The sequence below is a fragment of the Actinoallomurus sp. CA-142502 genome (assembly GCF_050936355.1).
Classification (GTDB): domain Bacteria; phylum Actinomycetota; class Actinomycetes; order Streptosporangiales; family Streptosporangiaceae; genus Actinoallomurus; species Actinoallomurus iriomotensis.
On the sequence record NZ_JBNJMY010000001.1, the window covers coordinates 3865726 to 3884963 of the forward strand.

The 19238-nt window shown below is 71.4% G+C and carries 14 protein-coding genes and 2 riboswitches; of the genes, 10 read left to right on the forward strand and 4 right to left on the reverse strand.

The annotated features are described in order from the left end of the window. Positions 1-16 precede the first annotated feature (16 nt). The 7 genes from ACQEV1_RS18750 to ACQEV1_RS18780 all read left to right on the forward strand — a co-directional run bounded on the left by ACQEV1_RS18750 (position 17) and on the right by ACQEV1_RS18780 (position 8131). A complete protein-coding gene (locus ACQEV1_RS18750; RefSeq protein WP_433394859.1) occupies positions 17-1357 on the forward strand; it encodes an NYN domain-containing protein in 1341 nt (446 codons plus the stop codon). Positions 1358-1420: 63 nt separating this feature from the next. Further along, positions 1421-1636 (forward strand): hypothetical protein, encoded by a 216-nt coding sequence (locus ACQEV1_RS18755; RefSeq protein ID WP_285566837.1) that lies wholly within the window; start codon positions 1421-1423, stop codon positions 1634-1636. Positions 1637-1813: 177 nt separating this feature from the next. Continuing rightward, a riboswitch (cyclic di-AMP (ydaO/yuaA leader) is annotated at positions 1814-1947 on the forward strand. Between the two features lie 132 nt (positions 1948-2079). After that, positions 2080-2988, forward strand: a complete 909-nt coding sequence (locus ACQEV1_RS18760) for an NlpC/P60 family protein (protein ID WP_285617048.1) — start codon at positions 2080-2082, stop codon at positions 2986-2988. A 34-nt stretch (positions 2989-3022) separates the two neighbouring features. Further along, the gene (locus ACQEV1_RS18765) at positions 3023-4003 is read left to right on the forward strand and encodes an NlpC/P60 family protein (protein WP_285566833.1); all 981 of its coding nucleotides are present in this window, start codon (positions 3023-3025) and stop codon (positions 4001-4003) included. Between the two features lie 309 nt (positions 4004-4312). Continuing rightward, positions 4313-4531, forward strand: a riboswitch (cyclic di-AMP (ydaO/yuaA leader). A 58-nt stretch (positions 4532-4589) separates the two neighbouring features. Further along, positions 4590-5135: a C40 family peptidase gene (locus ACQEV1_RS18770; protein ID WP_285566832.1), complete on the forward strand. Its 546-nt coding sequence runs from the start codon at positions 4590-4592 to the stop codon at positions 5133-5135. A gap of 122 nt (positions 5136-5257) precedes the next feature. Further along, positions 5258-6607: a basic secretory protein-like protein gene (locus tag ACQEV1_RS18775; RefSeq protein WP_433394860.1), complete on the forward strand. Its 1350-nt coding sequence runs from the start codon at positions 5258-5260 to the stop codon at positions 6605-6607. Positions 6608-6778: 171 nt separating this feature from the next. Beyond that, entirely contained in the window at positions 6779-8131 is a 1353-nt protein-coding gene (locus tag ACQEV1_RS18780; RefSeq protein WP_285617043.1) for a M48 family metallopeptidase, read from the forward strand. Between the two features lie 38 nt (positions 8132-8169). Here ACQEV1_RS18780 and ACQEV1_RS18785 read toward each other — a convergent pair whose 3' ends face one another. After that, positions 8170-8820, reverse strand: a complete 651-nt coding sequence (locus ACQEV1_RS18785; protein ID WP_285617042.1) for an acetate uptake transporter — start codon at positions 8818-8820, stop codon at positions 8170-8172. Positions 8821-9073: 253 nt separating this feature from the next. Between ACQEV1_RS18785 and ACQEV1_RS18790 the strand changes: the two genes are divergently transcribed. Together ACQEV1_RS18790 and ACQEV1_RS18795 are read left to right on the forward strand one after the other, a co-directional pair. Continuing rightward, positions 9074-10201 carry a glycosyltransferase family 4 protein gene (locus ACQEV1_RS18790; RefSeq protein WP_285617040.1) on the forward strand — a complete coding sequence of 376 codons (1128 nt, stop codon included), beginning with the start codon at positions 9074-9076 and terminating at the stop codon, positions 10199-10201. A 418-nt stretch (positions 10202-10619) separates the two neighbouring features. Then, positions 10620-15380: an FHA domain-containing protein gene (locus tag ACQEV1_RS18795; RefSeq protein ID WP_433394861.1), complete on the forward strand. Its 4761-nt coding sequence runs from the start codon at positions 10620-10622 to the stop codon at positions 15378-15380. A 60-nt stretch (positions 15381-15440) separates the two neighbouring features. Here the strand turns inward: ACQEV1_RS18795 and ACQEV1_RS18800 are convergent, their stop codons facing one another. Beyond that, positions 15441-15992: a hypothetical protein gene (locus ACQEV1_RS18800; RefSeq protein WP_433394862.1), complete on the reverse strand. Its 552-nt coding sequence runs from the start codon at positions 15990-15992 to the stop codon at positions 15441-15443. Between the two features lie 32 nt (positions 15993-16024). Continuing rightward, entirely contained in the window at positions 16025-16570 is a 546-nt protein-coding gene (locus ACQEV1_RS18805) for an MFS transporter (protein WP_433394863.1), read from the reverse strand. Between the two features lie 65 nt (positions 16571-16635). Between ACQEV1_RS18805 and ACQEV1_RS18810 the strand changes: the two genes are divergently transcribed. Continuing rightward, complete coding sequence (locus ACQEV1_RS18810) at positions 16636-17328, forward strand: transcriptional regulator (protein ID WP_432705514.1); 693 nt, start codon at positions 16636-16638, stop codon at positions 17326-17328. A gap of 55 nt (positions 17329-17383) precedes the next feature. Here the strand turns inward: ACQEV1_RS18810 and ACQEV1_RS18815 are convergent, their stop codons facing one another. Continuing rightward, positions 17384-19162 carry an AMP-dependent synthetase/ligase gene (locus ACQEV1_RS18815; protein WP_285566820.1) on the reverse strand — a complete coding sequence of 593 codons (1779 nt, stop codon included), beginning with the start codon at positions 19160-19162 and terminating at the stop codon, positions 17384-17386. Positions 19163-19238: the final 76 nt, after the last annotated feature.

Sequence of the window (19238 nt, forward strand, 5' to 3'; positions counted from 1 at the left end):
CGCGACCCGACCACGCGTGAGGAGAAAGATCATCGACACCGGCCCGGGTGAGCATCTCGATCAGCCGTTGCCAGAGGCGGTCCGGCAACGCGTGGTCGAGATCGCCGCGTACGCCGTCGGCGTGCTGCCGGGCGATCAGGTCCCGGCGCCGCTGCGGCGCGTCGCGCGGTTCGAGCCACGCCGCCGGGCCCGGCTGGCGGCCACGCCGATCGCCGCCCAGCTGGCGAAGGACGACGTGTTCCGCGAGCGCGTCGCCGAGTCCGCCCGCGAGGACCAGGCCGAGCTGGCGGCGGCGCTCGAGTCGGGTACGGTTCCGGCCGCGGCCGACCCGGTGACCGTTGCCGCCCTCGCGTACCTCATGCGACCGGCGGGCTGGACCGAGCGGGTGGAGACGGCGCGGCGCGATCTCGAACGCTCCGCCCTCGCGGCCGACGAGGCCGAGACGATCCGCAAGGTGGCCGAGCTCCAGGAGCAGATCGCGGCGGCCAAGGCGACACGCTCGGAGGAGATCGAGAAGCTCCGCGCCGAACTGCGCGCCTCACGGGCGGAGAACGCCGAGCTGCGCAAGAAGCTGCACGAGAGCCGCACGCGCGCCAAGCGCGAGCACGCGCGGGCGGAGGAGCTGGACCGCCAGGCGGGGGAGGACCGCGCCGCCGCCACGGCCGCGGCGGCCGCCGCCGAGACGGAGCTGCGCCGGCTGCGGGCCCGGCTGTCGCAGGCCGAGTCGGCCGCCGAGAACGCCCGCCGCGCCGCCCGCGAGGGGCGCAACCTCGACGACACGCGGCTGCGGGTGCTGCTCGACGCCCTGACCGACGCGGCTCGGGGCCTGCGCGAGGAGATCGGGCTGCCGACCGGCATCACCCGGCCGGCCGACAACGTCGTGGCGGTCGCGCCCCAGCGGCCCGGCCACCGCACGCTGCCGGGCCGTGCGCTGGCCGACAGCGACCCCGCGCTGCTCGACCAGCTCCTCACGCTGCCGCAGGTGCACCTCATCATCGACGGCTACAACGTCACCAAGACCGGTTACGGCGACCTTCCCCTGTCGGACCAGCGGTCCCGCCTCGTGTCGGGCGTCGGCGTCCTGCACGCCCAGACCAAGGCCGAGGTGACCGTGGTGTTCGACGGCGCCGAGCTGGACGCCCCGGTCGCGGTGCAGGCGCCGCGCGGGGTGCGGGTGCTGTTCAGCGCGCCCGGCCAGACCGCCGACGACCTCATCGGCCAGCTCGTACGCGCGGAGCCGAGCGGGCGTGCGGTGGTGGTCATCTCCTCCGACCAGGAGGTGTGCGACGCCGCCCGCCGCGCCGACGCGCGGCCCGCGCCCGCGTCACTGCTGCTGAGGCGCCTCAACCGCACGTGATCCGGTTCCGTAGCTGGTTCTGTCGGCACGATTCTGTCACTGCCTCCTCCTACCGTCTGTGTCATGACGCCGACACGAGGAGGCACGATGCTCGTCGACTGCGAAAAGTGTGAGGTACGCAACGTCGGGTGCGCGGACTGCGTGATCTCGTTCATGCTGACCGATCCGGTCGCGGCCGTGGAGATCAGCGACGGTGAGCGCCGTGCGCTGGATGTTCTCGCGGAGGGCGGCATGCTTCCGCCGCTCCGCCTGACGATCTCCGATGAGCGCGCCTCGTAATCACCCGTGCGCACCCTGCTGCCAGATTGACGGAAATTGCGAGTATTCCCGTAGAAGCGGTTGTTACCAGGGTGATACTTGACTAGTCTCACGCGCTGAGTCAGTCGCTCGTTCGTCGCCCCCCAGGCGACGGCGACAGACTCCCGCCGAGTCGTCACGGCAACCCCGGGGACCTTCCGCCGAAGGCCGCCCATGCCGTACCGAGCCGGGGAACCAGGTTCCAGGGGTGAATCGGAGCGTTCGCGTTCCGTAGGGCGCCTTCCACGCCCGAATCCGTCAGCTAACCCGGTAGGCGGTCCTTGGGAGAGGGGCGTGCCGCAATCGTGGCGACACAGCGCAGTTCCGGCGGTGCCACCGCCGGTTGGCTGCCGGGAGGCAGAGTCGGGGCGCGTGCCCTGGCGACACTGTGCGTAGCAGCATCGGCGGCGTTGGTACTGCCGTCCGTGCCGGCCGAAGCAGCGCCGAAACCGACGCTGAAAGAGAGCCAGGCCAAGCTCAAGAAGCTTAATTCTCAGGTTGACCACCAGGACAACGTCTACAACAAGGCCAAGGAACAGCGCCAGGCCGCCAAGAAGAAGTACGACGCCCTGAACAAGTCGGTCGCCGAGGACCAGAAGACCTACGAGCGCCTCCGCGAGCGGGTCGCGCAGCTTGCCGCCGCCGCGTACAAGAGCGGCGACTCCGGCGACATTCCGAACCTCGTGTCGTCGAACAACCCGTCGGACGTTCTCGACCAGATCTCGGTCTTCACGCAGGTCGCGCACAACCGGTCGACCGAGGTCACCCAGTTCCTCAACGCGGCCCAGCTGCTGCAGCGCCAGAAGGCGCAGGCGCAGCAGGCCGCCGCCGACCTCAGTTCGAAGCTGAAGTCCGAGAAGGCGCAGCTCGACAAGCTGAAGAAGCAGGCCAGGCAGCAGCAGTCCCTGGTCAACAGGCTCGGCGGGGGCAGCACCTCGTCCGGCGGCCATGGCGGCACCTACAACGGGCCGGCGTCCGGCCCCGCCCGCCTCGCTCTCGAGTACGCGTACCAGCAGAAGGGCGCCCCGTACAAGTACGGCGGCACCGGCCCGTACAACTCCGGCTACGACTGCTCCGGGCTCATGATGATGGCCTGGCGGCACGCCGGCGTCAGCCTTCCCCGCGTCGTGCCGGACCAGTACAACGCCACCCGCCGCGTGGCGCGCTCGGACCTCCAGCCCGGTGACCTGGTCTTCTTCGACAACCTGAACCACGTCGGGATGTACGTCGGCAACAACCAGTTCATCCACGCGCCGCACACGGGCACGGTCGTCCAAATCGAGAGCCTGAGCGGCTACTACAGCTCCAACTTCTACGGCGCCGGCCGTCCGTAAGGGGCTGACCACAGTGGAGATGAAGCGTTCAACCATGTCCAGAACCAGTCGTTGGATCGTCGGCACCGCCGGAGCGGCCGTTGTCGCCGGGCTCGTCCTGCCCGCCAGCCCCGCCCAGGCGAAGCCCACTCCCTCGCTGAGCGCCGCCAAGCAGCAGCTCGCCAAGCTCAACGACCAGGTGGACCAGCTGGCCAACCAGTACAACAAGGCCAAGGAGGACTGGAAGGCCGCGCAGAGCCACCTCAAGGCGCTCAAGTCCTCCGTCACGGTCGAGCAGGAGACGTTCAACCAGCTGCACACCCGGGTCGCCCAGCTCGCCGCCGCGGCGTACAAGGAGGGCGGCGCGGGAGGGGACATCCCGCAGTTCGTGTCGGCCAAGGACCCTGAGTCCGTGCTCGACCAGATGACGGCCTTCACCAAGGTCTCCAGCAATCGCGCGGCGGAGCTGAACCAGTTCCTGGCGTCCGCGCAGCGGCTGGAGCGGCAGAAGGCGCTGGCGGAGCAGGCGGCCGAGCAGCTCAAGCAGCAGAAGGACCAGGTCGACAAGCAGCGGTCGGCGGCCAACTCGGCCATCAGGAAGCAGCTGCGCCTGATCGACAAGCTGGGCGCCAACATCGACCCGGGCTCGTCCAAGGCCAACTGCTCGATCCTGGCGACCGGCCGCGCCGAGACGGTGCTGAGGTACGCCTGCGCGCAGCTCGGCAAGCCGTACGTCTTCGGTGGCGCCGGCCCGAACGTCTTCGACTGCTCGGGCCTGACGATGATGGCCTACAAGCAGATCGGCATCAACCTCAGCCACTACGTGCCGAACCAGTACAGCGCGAGCCGGCGCGTGGCGAAGGCCGACCTCCAGCCGGGAGACCTCGTCTTCTTCAGCAACAACGACCACATGGGCATGTACGTCGGCAACGGCAAGTTCATCCAGGCGCCGCACACCGGCGATGTGGTGAAGATCTCCAGCCTCAGTGACGCGTACTACAGCCAGGTGTACTACGGCGGCGGTCGCCTGCTCTGACCGACCCGAACCTCACAGGCCCTCTGGCGATGCCCAGAGGGCCTGTTTCGGTCGGGGCCAATTCACCTTAGGTAATTCCTCTCGTACGCTCTGGCGACAAATTTGCGCATTCATTGGTGCCTTGTTAGCGTGCGCCGAGTTATGCGATACGCCCCATGTGTCGCATGCGGCCATCACGAGGGAATTCGTCCTCCGCTTTGGATGTGTTGTGGAACACATTCCGCCGGGCGACTTTCCTCTCGGCTTTCCGGAATGCAGAGATAAGCGGCCGGCCACAGTGAGAACCGCCCGGTGAGAGGGCGCGTCCGGCGGCCGCGAGCGCCGAGTCCGCGGGCACGCGGAGCCGGGGACCCACATGCGCGCGAAGGCGCAGATCCCCAGGGGTGAGTCGGTGCGCCTGCGCCATCACAGCAGACCGTAGTGCGGCGAACGGGCCGTGGTGCGGCGTGGTGCGCCGGGCGGACCGTAGGGCGGCTTCTTCCAGCCCGAACCCGTCAGCTAACCCGGTAGGCGCACACGGAAGGAGAGAACCCTGTCTCGCACCCCCTCGACCGCTTCGCCGAAGCGCGTCCGCCTCGCCGGCGGAATGCTGGCCGCGGGCGCGGTCCTCGCGCCGACGGTCCTGACGGCCTCGACGGCGTCCGCCTCATCGGACGCCGTCACGACCGTCACTCCGGTCGCCAACCCGGTGACCACCCCGGTCGCCACCCCCACGGCGGCCACGAGCGCGACGACGAAGCAGACGTCTTGGAGCAAGCGACACAAGGTCGGGCTGAAGGCGGTCGCCGCAGCCCGTAAGCAGATCGGCAAGCCGTACCGCTACGGTGGCAGCGGCCCGAGCAGTTTCGACTGCTCCGGTCTGGTCCAGTACGTCTACCGCAAGGCCGGAGTACGGCTCCCGCGCACCGCGGACGCCCAGCACCAGCACATCAAGCGGCACGTGAAGTTCTCCGACCTCGCCACCGGAGACCTGGTGTACTTCTACGGCGACGGCCACACGGGCATCGTCTCGAAGGTCAAGGGCAAGAAGATCTACATGATCCACGCCGCCCACTCCGGCACGCGCATCAAGCAGGTGCTGCTCAACAGCTACTACCGGGCACACTTCAACGGTGCCACCCGACCGTACTGAACCTGACGCACCCGCCGTACGACGACCGCCGGCGCCCGTCCGCGAGGCCGGGCCCGGCGGTCGCTCAGTGACGGTGGGCGTCATCGGCGGGGCACCCGGTCGTGGCGACTAGGATCGCGCGCATGCCGGCCAAGGGGAACGCGGACTCGCGGGTGACCACCGCGTCGGCCATGTTCGCCGGGCTCGCCGGGTTGGCGATCGTGGCCAATCTCGCCGTCGCGGTCGGTTACCTCGCGTTCCACGACGGTGCGGGCCGGGCCGCCGCCGCGTCTTCCCGGCCGGTCGCCGGGGCGCTGTCCGCCCCCAGCGTCGCCACGGTGAACGCCCTGCTCCAGCGCCGCTCGCGGGCCGTTCTCGCCCGCGACCGTGCCGCGTTCCTCGCCACCGTCGACCCGTCGGGACAGGCGTTCCGCGCCGGGCAGCAGGTGCTCTTCGACAACCTGGCCAAGGTGCCTCTCTCCGCCTGGAGGGAGTCCCTGGCCGACACGCGTCCCGCCGTGGCGGCCGATGACGGCTGGACGGCCCGGCTCAGGCTCACCTACCGGCTGCGCGGCTTCGACCGCCGCGACCTCGTCTACACCGAATACCTGACCTTCGACCGGCGCCCGGGCACCGGCTGGATGGTCTCCGGCGACGGCGCGGCGCACGGCCTGCGCGACGACCCGCAGATCTGGAACAGCGGCGGCCTCACCGTGGTCCACGGACGCCGCAGCCTCGTGCTCGCCGAGGACGGAGCCGTGGCCGGCGAGCTCCCCGCCGCCCGTACCGCCGAGCTCCGCGACATCGCCGCCCGTCTCGACGAGGGAGTCGGCGCCGTCTCCGGCGTCGTCGGCGACCGGTGGGCCCGGCACGCCGTGGCGCTCGTCCCCGCCACCGAGCAGAAGGCCGAAGAGCTCGCGGGAGACGTGCGCAACCTCGGCGACATCGCCGCGCTGGCCGCGGTCACCGGGGACGAGGGCGGCCAGGGTACGGGAGAGGACCGCCTCGTCATCACCCCCACCGCGTTCGGCCGGCTCACCGCCCTGGGCCGGCGCGTCGTCCTGACCCACGAACTCGTGCACGTCGCCATGGGCGGGGCGCGCGACGGCAAGACGCCGATGTGGCTGATCGAAGGACTCGCCGACTACGTCGGCTACAAGAAGGCGGGCGTCCCGACCAGGGCGGCCGGCCGCGAACTGGCCGACCTCATCGCCACCGGCGGCGTCCCGGCCACCCTGCCGGGCGCCACGGAGTTCGCCGGCTCGGGCGACCGGCTCTCGGCGGCGTACGAGGAGGCGTGGCTCGCCTGCCGCATGGTCGCCGAACGCTACGGTGAGGACCGGCTCGTCCGGCTCTACCGTACGGCCGAGGCGGAGCCGGAGGACTCGGGCGACCCGCGCCTCCAGGACCGCGCGCTCCGCAGCGTCCTGGGCGTCGGCACCGACCGGTTCGTCGCCCTGTGGCGTGCGTACGTCCGCCGCGAGCTCGCGTGAGCGGCGGACGAGGCGGTCAGGTGAGGAGCACGGGGTGTGTGCACGTCGTACCGGCGAGGCAAGGCGGGTGAACTCGGGTGATCCGCGTCGTCGAGACAGTGCGCTCCGCCGCGTCCGTCCGCTGCGGACCGGCGTGAGTCGCGGATGAGGCAGTCAGGTGAGGAGCACGGGGTGAACGCACGTCGTACGGCCGGGACCGCGGTCGTGGCCGAGGCGGAGGAGGGGCCCGGTCCCGCGCCGGATCGGCGCGGGGCGGCGATCGCCGCCGTGGTCCTGTGCGCGCTGCTGGCGGTGGTGATCCTCGTGACGACTCCCTGGCATCCGCTGCCCGGCGCCGGCCGGCCGGCCGACCCGGCGCTCGACTTCACGCGCGCGCAGATCGGCCGCGGCGACGCCTTCAACAGGGCCCTCGACCCGCCCGCGTACGCCGGGCTCGCCGCCGGGCTCCTGGTCGTGCTCCTGCTCGGGCTGACACCCCTGGGCGCGCGGCTGCTCGGCCCGGTCACGCGGCCCCTGCGGCGGTGGCCGCTGCGGCTGGTCGGCGTCGCGGTGGTGCTCGCGGTGCTGACCCGGCTCGCCGGCCTGCCGTTCGACGTGTGGTCCCAGACCGTGCTGCGCCGGTACGGGCTGTCCACCGAGCACTGGGGCGGCTGGTTCACCGACCAGCTCACCTCGCTCGGCGTCACCCTCGTCATCTGGATCGTCGTGCTGCTCGGCGTGCACCTGCTGGTCCGCCGATTCCCGCGCCGCTGGTGGGCGGGGGCGGCCGCGGGCGGGTTCGTGCTCGTCGCGGCGGCGTCGTTCGGCTATCCGGTGCTGGTCGAGCCGCTGTTCAACTCGTTCCACTCGATGCCCGCCGGGCCGCTGCGCACCGACCTGCTCGCGATGGCGCGGCGGGACGGCGTGCCGGTCGGCGACGTGCTCGTCGCCGACGCCTCCAAACGGACCACCGAGCTGAACGCCTACGTCTCCGGCTTCGGCTCCACCCGCCGGATCGTCGTCTACGACACGCTGCTCACCAGCGAGCCGCGCGCGGAGATCGAGCTCATCGTCGCGCACGAGCTCGGCCACGCCAAGCGCGACGACGTGCTGCACGGCACCCTCGTCGGCGCGCTCGGGGCGGCGGCCGGAGTCTGCGTGCTCTTCCTCGTCCTGACCTCCCCGCGGCTGCTGCGGCGCGCCGGGGCCGACTCACCGGCCGACCCGCGGTCGGTGGCGCTGCTGCTCGCCGCGGTCACCGTGCTCCTGCAGGTCGCCGGTCCGGTGGAGAACCTCGTCAGCCGCCGCATCGAGGCCCGCGCCGACATGCACGCGCTCGATCTGACGCGTGACCCGGAGACGTACGTGCGGATGCAGCGCTCGCTCAGCGCCCGCAACCTCGACGACCTGTCGCCGAACGCACTGGAGTACTCGCTGTGGAACAGCCACCCGACCGGTCCGCAGCGGATCGCCATGGGCCGCGACTGGGCCCGGCTCCACCACGTGCCGGTGCCCGCGCCGCTCGTGAACGGCACTTCGCCGTGACCGCGCGGTGAGCGCGGCCACGGCGAAGAAGGATGCGACTACTCCATCACCGGCTCGGCCGGGGCCGCGCGGCCGCCGAGCGGCGAGCCGACCGGCAGGGACAGCTTGCCCGGCATGCCGTTGGTCACCCCGGCCGCCGAGGTGTACCAGGCGACGAGCGCGGTCAGGACACCGATCCACCCACCGAGCTTGACCGTGCCGGTGCTGTGGGACAGGTTGCCGATGAACAGGACGATCTCGGTGACCTCAAGGGTCAGGAACACGCCGAACACCGCCGCGTTGACCTGGGTGCTCCAGAGCAACATGTAGGTGTTGAAGATGGCGAAGGCGAGCAGGATCCAGCCGAGGTCGTTCTGGATGAGCGACTCGGCGTTCGCTCCGCCGGCCTTGACGGCCGTCGGGGCGACGAGCTGGACGTACAGGCCCAGCCCGATCCAGAAGCCGCCGTACGTGGAGAACGCGGTGGCACCGAAGACGTTGCGGTTGCGGAACTCCCACATGCCGGCGAGCAGCTGGACGAGCCCGCCGTAGGCGAAGGCGTAGCCCAGCCAGGCGTCGGTGCCGTCCGTCCAGCCGGCGTTCTTGGCCGACAGGAGGAATGTGGTGAGTGCGAAGGCGGCGAGGCCGAGCGGGCCGGGGTCCGCGATGGACGATGCCGCCGGCGCGGGGGTTGAGGGGGTCTCGGTCAAGGTGGCTCCTCCTATATCCGTGGAGAACTCCACCGCCGTGCCTCGTCAGGTCCGCAGCGATCTCTCGCAGGCCGGGCGGGGTGAGGGCGGCCACGTGTTGACACCTGTAAAGATTAACGCCCTGTTTCGTTCCGGTCACTGGGCCGGGACCGAAATGTGATCACGCTTGCGATGCTGACAAAGCCATGACCGAGCGGAGCGAGGGAATCGAAGACACGCTGTGGTGGTCACTCCCTCCGACGCAGGAGGACTCATGACGAAGACGCTTGTGGTGACCAACGACTTCCCGCCGCGGCCGGGCGGGATCCAGGCCTTCGTGCACAACCTCGCCGTACGGCGGCCGCCCGGTTCGGTCATCGTGTACGCGCCCGCGTGGAAGGGCGCGGCGGACTTCGACGCCGCCCAGCCCTTCCCGGTCGTGCGCCACCCCGGCCGGCTGATGTTGCCGCTTCCCACGGTCCTGCGCCGGGCCGCCGGCATCGTACGGGCCGAGGGCTGTGACTCGGTGGTGTTCGGGGCGGCGGCGCCGCTCGGCCTGCTGGCGCCCGCGCTGCGGCGCGCCGGCGCGGACCGGATCGTCGGCCTCACGCACGGCCACGAGGCGGGCTGGGCGTCGCTGCCGGGCGCCCGCGGCCTGCTGCGTCGCATCGGCGACGGCGTCGACGTTCTCACCTACCTGGGGGAGTACACCCGCGGACGGATCGCCCGCGGCCTGTCGCCGTCCGCGGCGGCGCGCATGCGGCGGCTCGCGCCGGGTGTGGACGAGACGGTGTTCCGCGCCGGCGCCGGCGGCGAGGAGATCCGCGCGCGGTACGGCCTGGGAGACCGGCCGGTCGTCGTCTGCGTCTCCCGCCTCGTGCCGCGCAAGGGCCAGGACACCCTGATCCGGGCGTGGCCCCGGGTGTCGCGCGCGGTGCCGGACGCCGCGCTGCTGCTCGTCGGCGGCGGACCGTACCGGAAGGCGCTGGAGCGGCTCCGCGACGAGACGGGCGTGGCCGGGTCGGTGTGGATCACCGGCACCGTTCCGTGGGACGAACTGCCCGCGCACTACGACGCCGGCGACGTCTTCGCGATGCCGTGCCGGACCCGGCGGGCCGGCCTGGACGTCGAGGGGCTCGGCATCGTCTACCTGGAGGCCTCCGCGACCGGGCTGCCGGTCATCGCGGGCGACTCCGGCGGCGCGCCGGACGCCGTGCTCGCCGGCGAGACCGGCGTGGTCGTCGACGGCCACTCGGACGCCGCCGTGGCCCAGTCCGTCATCGACCTGCTGACCAACCGGGCCGAGGCGGCCGCGATGGGGCAGAAGGGTCGCTCGTGGATCGAGCACGAGTGGCGCTGGGAGGTCCAGGCCCGCCGCTTCGCGGCGCTGCTGGAGGGTTAGGGCCCAGTACCTGCGAAGCACCGCGTCGGCGACGAGCGACCTTCGCGCGGAGGGCAAAGTCTCTTGCACCGAGTTCGCTTAGCGATGTGACGGACGGCCCCCAGGAGATACCGCGTCGGCTTTCTCACCGTGTCGTACCATGTCGGGATCCAAAGCGGTGATCATGGAATTGCGGTGGTGATCCGACATCGGCGAGGTCGTTGTATCTCCGGAGCTCATCGCACAGTCGGCCGGCGGTATTAATGACGCGGGCTCGATGCTGGCCCATGGGCTGGTCGGTCTCGTCTACGCTCTGAACGCTTTGGGCTCGCCCTGGGGCGACGACGAATTGGGCCGGAACTTCTTCGATGGGGCACCAGACTCCCTGGGATTCCGGCAGGCCAGGGACGAGCTTCTGGATGGCGTCGCCCAATTGTCCGTGGCATTGAAGGGTCACGCCGTGGGCGCGGTGCGCATGGCCCATACCTGGCACCGGGCCGAGACCGGAGACGACCCGCGGTTCACCCTCACGGACGCCGGTCGGTCGGCGGCGGAGTCGGCGGCGCTGCGGGCGGTCGTGGGCTCGGCGGCCGACGGCCTGGTACGCGACGACCCACCGCCGCCGTGGTACGAGGAGATCGCGCCGCTCCTTGAGGAAATGGTCACGATGTGCCGCCTGCCCGCCGGTGACGCGGCCGGTATGGAGCAACTGGCGAGAGCGTTCGAGCGGATGGCCGACGTGGTCGACACGGTGACCGGCCACGCCTCAACACACGCTACGAAGATCACCTCCGGCAACGCCGGCGCCGACATCGAGGCGTTCACCAAGTCGTTCGCCCGGCTGGCCAGGGGCGGCGGCGGGCACCTACCCGACGCTGCGGATGCCTGCCGCGGGATGGCAGGGTTCTGCCGTTACATGGCCACGGAGATCAAGGTTGGCAAGGCCCAGTTCTACCTGTCGGGCGCCTACCTCTTCACGCTGTGGGCGATCGCGCGGATCTTCGCGCCCACTCCGGCGGGACCGTTCTACCTGGCGACCGCGACGGCCAAAACCCGCACAGCGGGGATGCGCCTGGCGGCTATGCTCCGGACTGCGGAGGGCCGGGCCGCCGTGTCCGGGGCGAGGTTCGTCGGTGGGCTCAACCTCGTCGGCCAGCTGACCCGGATGGGTTACGGCCTGCAGGACGGCCTGGACCTTGGTGATCTTGCCGAGAGCGGGCTGCTCGGCGCCGCGGGCGGTGGAGCGACCGGTGCCGTCTACCGGCGCCTGGGCGAGGCGGCGATGGACGGAAACTCGCTCGCCAAAATGCTCACCGGCACGCTCCCCGGCCGCCTGGCGACCCACATGGGCGTCAACAGCACGGTGTTCGTGGCCAACGACATCGCCGCGAACGCGATCCATAACGGTGGCACGGTCCACTGGGATGAAGTCAACGTCGGCAAGGATCTGTTGATGTCCGCCGGTATGGGCATCCACGGCGAGGTGATGCACGCGCTAAAAGGCTCCGATGTCGGCGCCGATCTCACGGCCCACGTTCCGCCCGCCGACCACTCTGCGCCGCCCGCCACAGGCGGGGGAGGCCCTCGGCCGGACGCCGGCTCCTCGCCGGAGGGACACGGCTCCGGAGACATGCAACTCGCCAGTGCTCCACATGACTCCGGGGACGTGCCGCACGCCCCGCCGCTCGTACGGGACGCGGGCGCCACGGGCCAGAGCCGCCCCGTCTACGACCGGAGCGGAGGGCCGGTCGTCGGCGGGCACGTCGGGGAGGCGAGCGCTCCGGTCTCCAGGCAGTACGGTCCCCGTGACGAGCCGACACCGGGCCGTGACCGGCCGGGCATGCCCGTGAAGGGAACCGTCGACGGATCAGCGAAGGTCGGCAGCCGGTCGCCGCGTCCGCCCCTGGTCGCCCGGCCGGAGTCCTCTGCTCACGCGGACGAGGGGACGCGGCCCGCGAACGGCGGCCGAACGAATGAGGCCGTGCCGTCGGAGTCCCGAGACCGGGAGGAGCCGATCGGCCCGACGGGCCGGGGCGAACCGGTGGATCAGGCGGACCGCGGGAATCATCTTGAGCGGTCCGACGACCGTGACGGGACCGAGTCGCGCGAACGCGGTGAGCCGACGGATCCTGTCGCGACCACCCAGCCCATCTCCATCCACGAGAGCGTCCCGAGCCCTCGGACGGAGCACCGAGCGGAGTCGTACGCACCGGCGGGCCACCCGGACACGGGGGCCGCACCCGAACGGCCGCTTCGCACCAAGCTCTCGGAGGACGGACTGCTGGTGCATATCGCCGCGCTCGAAGCGCGGCGTGCCGAACTGGCTGGTAGCGTCCGCGTCGCCGACCAGGCCGTTCTGCATCACCACGATCCCGACCCGGAGATCGCGGCGCTGGACGCCGCGATCCTCCGCGCGCGCCAGGAGCTGGGACCGTCCGGTGATCTCGCACTGGCCATCGGAGGCGCCACGGAGGTCCTCCGGATTCCGCCCAACGGTAAGGTGTCGCTCGGGCGCAGCCGCTACGACTCGCCCCTGCCGTACGACGAATACGTGTCGCGTGTGCACGCCACCTTCAGCGTCGACGCGGCGGGAGTTCCGTGGGTCCGTGACATGGGTTCCCTCAACGGAACCTTCGTCAACGAGAGACGCCTCCTAGACGACGAGAACGTCCGGCTGCGCGAAGGCGACGTGGTCCGGCTGGGCCTGGTTACCGAGCTGGAGGTCAAGGGCGTCCCGGTCGCCAGGGAAGCCGGGCACCTGACGCCGGCCACGGACCATGACGCGCACGACGGCTCGGCCGGCCATGAGAACGGGCGCGGCCCGGTGGCACCGGACCCCATGGTGCCCGCATCGCTGGAGCCGGGTCGCAACGCCGAGTCCGCGGGGCGGCGGATCGCCGAGCAGTACGGTTTGACCGCGGTCTCCGGCCGGGACGCGGCCCACTTCTTCCACGGCCTCACGGAGATCGTCGGCCCGGGCGAGAACCGCCCACTGGGCACCGGCCCGCTGACCGACCTCGCCCACGAGGTCATCGGACGGGACGCCTCGGTCGTCGACCTGCTCAACCTCCACCACGACGCCGTTCTGCTGGGTCACGAACCGTGGCGGGCGCGGGACCGCGACGAACTCGTCGAGATCCTGAGTTCGGCCCACGACCGGCCGGTCGACGACCCGTTCGAGGGCATCGGCCGCCGCCTCGCCCGTACCGTTGGGATGCGAGGGCTGAGCGACGCCGAGGCGAGGGGTCTGGGCATAATCCAGAACCACCTCACTCGAGGCAGCCCGGACATGCTGGCGAGCTATCGCCGCTTGGTCGAGATCGCCCACGCGGCCGGGCTCGGCGACGCGCGTGCGCACGAAGCGGGATTCGGGGAGCGGAGTGACCAGGACGCGGTGCTGCGCCTGGTGCGGCTGGCTGACGGCGACTCCCGCGTCGTCAGGTCCGGGCTGGAGCATCTCATCGAACAGGTGCGCGGCGAGGCGGTCCGTCCCATCCCCGAGCCGGTCCGCATGTCCGCTGCGGCCGGGGGCGAGGACTCGGCACGCGCCCTCGCGGACCACTACGGGCTCTGGTACGCCGACCATCACACGACACGCGTGATCCACGACCTGACCGTGCTCAGCGATCCGGCGTACGACCCCGCGCGAGGTCCCGCGCATGGCTCCTATCCGCTGCGCGACCTCGCGCACGACGTCCTCGGTCCCGATGCCACGGTCGCCGACCTGCTGGCCCTCCATCGAGACGCCCTTGAGATGGGGTTCGAGCCGTCGTACGCGCGCAGTCGTGCCGAACTCACCGACCTGCTCACGCTGGCCCGCCACGATGTGCCGGCCTTCCGGCTGGACCAGGACCGCCAGGCGTTCCGGGAGACCCAGAAGGTGTTCCTGATTCCGGAGCGGGATGACCACACGGTCCGGATCGTGAGCACCCTGAAACGGGTCGAGGTACCGGATCCCGGTGCGGCCGAGCGGGACCTCGGGCTCGCGGCACGCGACGGCCGGCTCGGGGCGTATGCAAAGGAGAGCGTGGACTACGGCGGGCCGAGGCCGGGAGACGCCGCCCTCTACGCTCTGGCCCGCGGTGTATCCCGTGATCTTGCCGTGCGGGACATGATCGAGTTGTACAAGTACGCGGAGGAGAAGTCCTTCCCCGGTCTCAGGGGCGATCACGATGGCATGCTCGCCGCCTTGCGGCGTGCCCGCGGCGAACTGGGCCCAGACCTGCTGACCGCCCGCCGGATCGCCGACAGCCTGGGCCTCGGTAAGGACGAGCCGACCGTACACGCGGTGGCCGAGCTGAACCGCGCGATGGACCCCGGCGGGGAGCGGAGCCTGCCGCGTGGCGTCGGCTTCCTCGATTGGCTGGCGAACCGCGTCCGTCCCGGTCTGTCGGTGCCCGACCTGATCGCTGTCTACCGGCACGTCGACGCCGAGGTGCGCGGGCAGCACGCCGATCCGCTCGAGCTGGTGCGGGCGCTGCGGCGCGCGGACGGCGAACTGCATCCCGCGTCCCACGTCGCGGAGGCGCCGTCGGCGCTGCGCGCACTGCCGCGGGTGCCGGCGAGCCCACGGTTCCTGCGGGACGACGCCGCTCCGGTCGAACGCTGGCCGCTGTCGGGCGGTTCGCCGCCGTCCGGTCCGATCGACCACACCGCCGCCGCGAACGGGAATCCGTCCCGTCTCAACGACTTGCTCAAGTGGTACCGCGATGAAGAGGAGTCACCCCAGTACTGGGGTGACAACGGTGACTACTCGGGTGAGCAGCCGAGACGATTGGAGGTCGGCTGGCGGCTCGACCGGAACGCACTGTTCCGCGGGGACCGCCGCGGACCGGAGCGGATCTTCGAAGAAGGTTTCGCGATGCAGAAAGGGGAGCGGGGCTTCGCCTCCGACCCGGAGCTCATCTGCACCTCTCGCCTGGTGGACACCGCGATCGAGTTCGCGAACCAATTCCGGCGCAAAGGCGCCGACCGGTGGGTGTACGTGATCGATGCCCCCGGCGGTTACGACATCGGCGGCGGACAGGACGAGGTGAAGTTCATCGGCGGCATCGACCGGCGGTACATCGTCGGGGCGCTGCGCATTCCGGGCGACCTTCCGATCCCGGGCAGCGTCTCCTACGACGGCCGGGTCTTCTTCCCCGGCCGCCCGCAGGACCAGGCCGAGTGGATCCAGAACCCGCATTACCGGCCAGACTAGGCCGTGTCCCGGAAGCGGTCCGGCAAGCGGGGGCCCAAGGAGCCGACGCGGGACCGGACCCTACGGGGCCGGTTCGGTCTCGGCCCTGAACAGCGACTCGCGTACCGCCGCGACCTCCTCGGCGAGGAACTCCGGCGGCTCACCCTCCTCCGGTGGCCCGGTGCCCTCGCGTACCGCCGCGGCCAGGTCCGCCAGCGTCGCGGGCAGGCCCGCCGCGCCGGGGACGGCCGGCTCGCCGTCCCGTTCGGCCGCCCAGCACGCGGCCGGCAGCCGGTACGCCGGCCGCTCCGTCGCGACCACCGCCGGCCACAGCCGCTCGGCCTCCCGGCGTACGGCGGCCGATGCGCCGGTGCTCGCGTCGTACGGCCGCGCACGCCAGTGTGAACATGTACGGCCCCGGCGGCCCGACCGCGAGCGCGTTGCACAGCAGGTCGCCGCCACCGCGATCACCGCGACGACGAGGACCGCGGCCCACCCGGTCGCGGCCGCCGCGACGACCGCGAGCAGCGCGGTGCGGCCCAGGTACGGACGCCCGCTGCCGTACAGCGCGGTGAAGCCGCCGATGGTGGCCATCAGCCGCGCCCGGACGTCCCCGGCGAGGTGGCCGGGCACAGGGATGTCCTGCGGGGCGTCGCGTCGTGAACTCAGCCGGCCGCGGGCACGCGTCCCAGGAGCCGGACCAGCAGGGCCACCGCCATGATGATCGCGGCGTTCACGCCGACCGCCGAGTGGATGCCCCCGGGCGCGGTGGCGATCGTGCTGAGCAGGGGGATGCCGACGGTCGTGCCGACCTGTTGCGCCATCGCGCTCAGCCCGGTGGCCAGTCCCTGCTCGTGGTCGGGCAGGCCGGAGGTGACGGCGACGACATAGGCCACGACGGCCACCGTGGATAGTCCCTGAACGACGCGGGCGGACAGCAGCGCGACGGGCGTGTGGGCCGTCCCGCCGTACACGGAGGCGGCGGCCAGCAGGCCGAGTCCGATCAGCAGCATTCTGCGTCGGCCCGCCAGGTCGGCGACCCGTCCGAACAGCAGCGTGAAGCCCGCGGCAGGGAGGGCGTAGGCGGTGGCCACCCACTGCAGGGTGTCAAGGGCGAGCCCGACGCCCCTGCCCACGGCGGGCAGGGCGACATTGAAGATGGAGAAGTCGGCGGCCAGCATGAACTGGGTTCCGAGCAGGAGCGCCAGCACCAGGATCGCGCCGCCGTGTCCCGGGACTGCGCCGCGAAGAACTCGCCCAGCTCACCGGGGTGAGCGTGGCGTACTACACCCGGTTGGAGCAGGGGCAGAGCGTGAACGCCTCAGACGCCGTACTCGACGCGATCGGGCGGGCGCTACGGCTGGACGACGAGGAGCAGGCACACCTACGCGGCCTGGCCGGGCCGCCGCGTAAGGGCGTGCGGCGGTACCGGCCCGAGCGCGTGCGGCCCGCCACGGTCGCCGTCCTGCGCTCGATGGACGTCAATCCGGCGCTCGTCCTCGGCAGGGCGGCCGACATCCTGGCCTGGAACCGCCCCGCTCATGCGCTGCCGGCTCCCCATCTCGCCCTGGACGCCCCGGACCGGCCAGGCGACCGTCCGAACATGGCTCGTCTGGTCTTCCTGGAGCCGCACACACGCGACCTGTACGCCGAGTGGCCGGCCAAGGCACGTGACACGGTGGCCTACCTCCGCAAGGCCGCCGGACAGTGGCCGGACGATCCGGCGCTGACGGAGCTGGTCGGGGAGCTGACGATGAACAGCGCGGAGTTCGCGGCCATGTGGGCGCGCCATCCCGTACGCGACTGCCACTCGGTCACGGTGACGTTCCGGCATCCGCTGGTGGGAGAGATGACCCTGGCGGAGGAGGTGTTCCGGCTGCAGGAGCAGCCCGGTCAGCGCCTGGCCGTCTTCGCCGCCGAGCCCGGCTCGGCGTCCGAGGCGGCCCTTCGCCTTCTCCTCGCCTCCTGACGGCGTCGCCTGGGCGCCGCGCAACAGGACGGCGGGCCTTCGCGACGGGCCCAAGCTAGGAGTAGAGCGCCTCGATCTCGTCCGCGAAGTCCTTGAGCACGACGTTGCGCTTGACCTTCAGGGTCGGCGTGAGGTGCCCGGTCTCCTCGGTGAAGTCGTTCGCCAGGATCCGGTACTTCTTGATCGCCTCGGCCCGCGACACCGACGCGTTGGTCTCGGCCACTGCGGCGTCGATCTCCCGTACGAGGTCGGGGTCCTCGGCCAGCTCGGCCGCCGACAGCGACGACTTGCCGTGCTCCTCCTTCCACGGCTCGATCGCCTCGGGGTCGAGCGTGATGAGGCAGCCGATGAACTTCCGGCCGTCGCCGACGACGAGGCACTGGCTGACGAGCGGGTGGGCGCGCAGCCGGTCCTCCAGCGGGCCGGGGGCGACGTTCTTGCCGCCGGCGGTGACGATGAGCTCCTTCTTCCGGCCGGTGATCTTCAGGTAGCCGTCGCCGTCGAGCTCGCCGATGTCGCCGGTGTGGAACCAGCCGTCCTCCAGGACCTGCTTGGTGGCCTCCTCGTTGTGCCAGTAGCCGGCGAAGATGTTCGGGCCCTTGGCCAGGACCTCGCCGTCGTCGGCGATGCGCACCGAGGTGCCGGGGATGGGCTTGCCGACCGTGCCGATGCGGTTGTCGCTCGGCAGGTTGACCGCGATCGGCGCGGTCGTCTCGGTCAGGCCGTACCCCTCGAGGATGGTGATGCCGACCCCGTTGAAGAAGTGGCCGAGGCGCTCGCCCAGGGCGGCGCCGCCGGACACGGCGTGGGTCACCCGGCCGCCGACCGCGGCCCGCAGCTTGGTGTACACGAGCCGGTCGAAGACCGCGTGCTTCAGCCGCAGGCCCAGGCCCGGGGAGGCGGCCCGGCTGTAGTCGATCGCGGTGTCGGCGGCGATGCGGAAGATCCTGCCCTTGCCGTCGGCGGCGGCCTTCTGCTCGGCCCCGTTGTAGACCTTCTCGAACACGCGAGGCACGGCGAGCAGGAAGGTCGGGCGGAACGACTCGAGGTCGCCGACGAGGTCGGTCAGGTCGGGGGTGTGGCCCAGGACCACGCCGGCCTCCACGCAGCCGACCTCGATGAGCCGGGCGAACACGTGGGCGAGCGGGAGGAACAGCAGCGTCGAGCCCTCGCTCAGGCCGAACACCTCCGTCAGGGCGCCCTCGATGGTGTTGCGCGCGGTCGCGAGGAGGTTCTCGTGGGTGATCTCACAGCCCTTCGGCCGGCCCGTCGTGCCCGAGGTGTAGATGACCGTGGCCAGGTCGCCGGAGGTACGGGAGGCACGCCGTTCGTCCAGGTCGGCGCCGACCGCCTCGTCGCCCTCGCCCGACGGCCGGGACGGCGGGGCATCGACCCGCCACACGTGGGCGAGCTCGGGCAGGTCGTCGCGTACGGACGCCACCGCCTTCTCGTGCTCGTCGCTCTCGACGAACATCGCCTTCGCGCCGGAGTCGCCGATGATCCACTGGATCTGCGAGGCGGAGGAGGTCTCATAGATCGGCACGGTCACCGCGCCGGCCGTCCAGATGGCGTAGTCGGCGACGGTCCACTCGTAGCGGGTGCGGGACATGAGGGCGACGCGGTCGCCGGGCTCGATGCCGGCCGCGACCAGGCCCTCGGCGACCCGGGCGACCTCGTCGCCGAACTCGCGGGCGCTGACGTCGCGCCATCCGGCACCGTCCTTGCGGCGGAAGACCGTACGGCCGGGCTCCTCGGCCGCCCGGGAGAAAAGCGTCTCGGTCAGATTCGCCGAGCCGGCGATCGTCACCTGCGCGGGAACGCTGAACTCACGCACGGATCTCTCCTTTGCGGGCATGGTGGCCAGGAACTGCACGGACGGTACCGCGTCTACTTACCGATCGGTAGCCTCC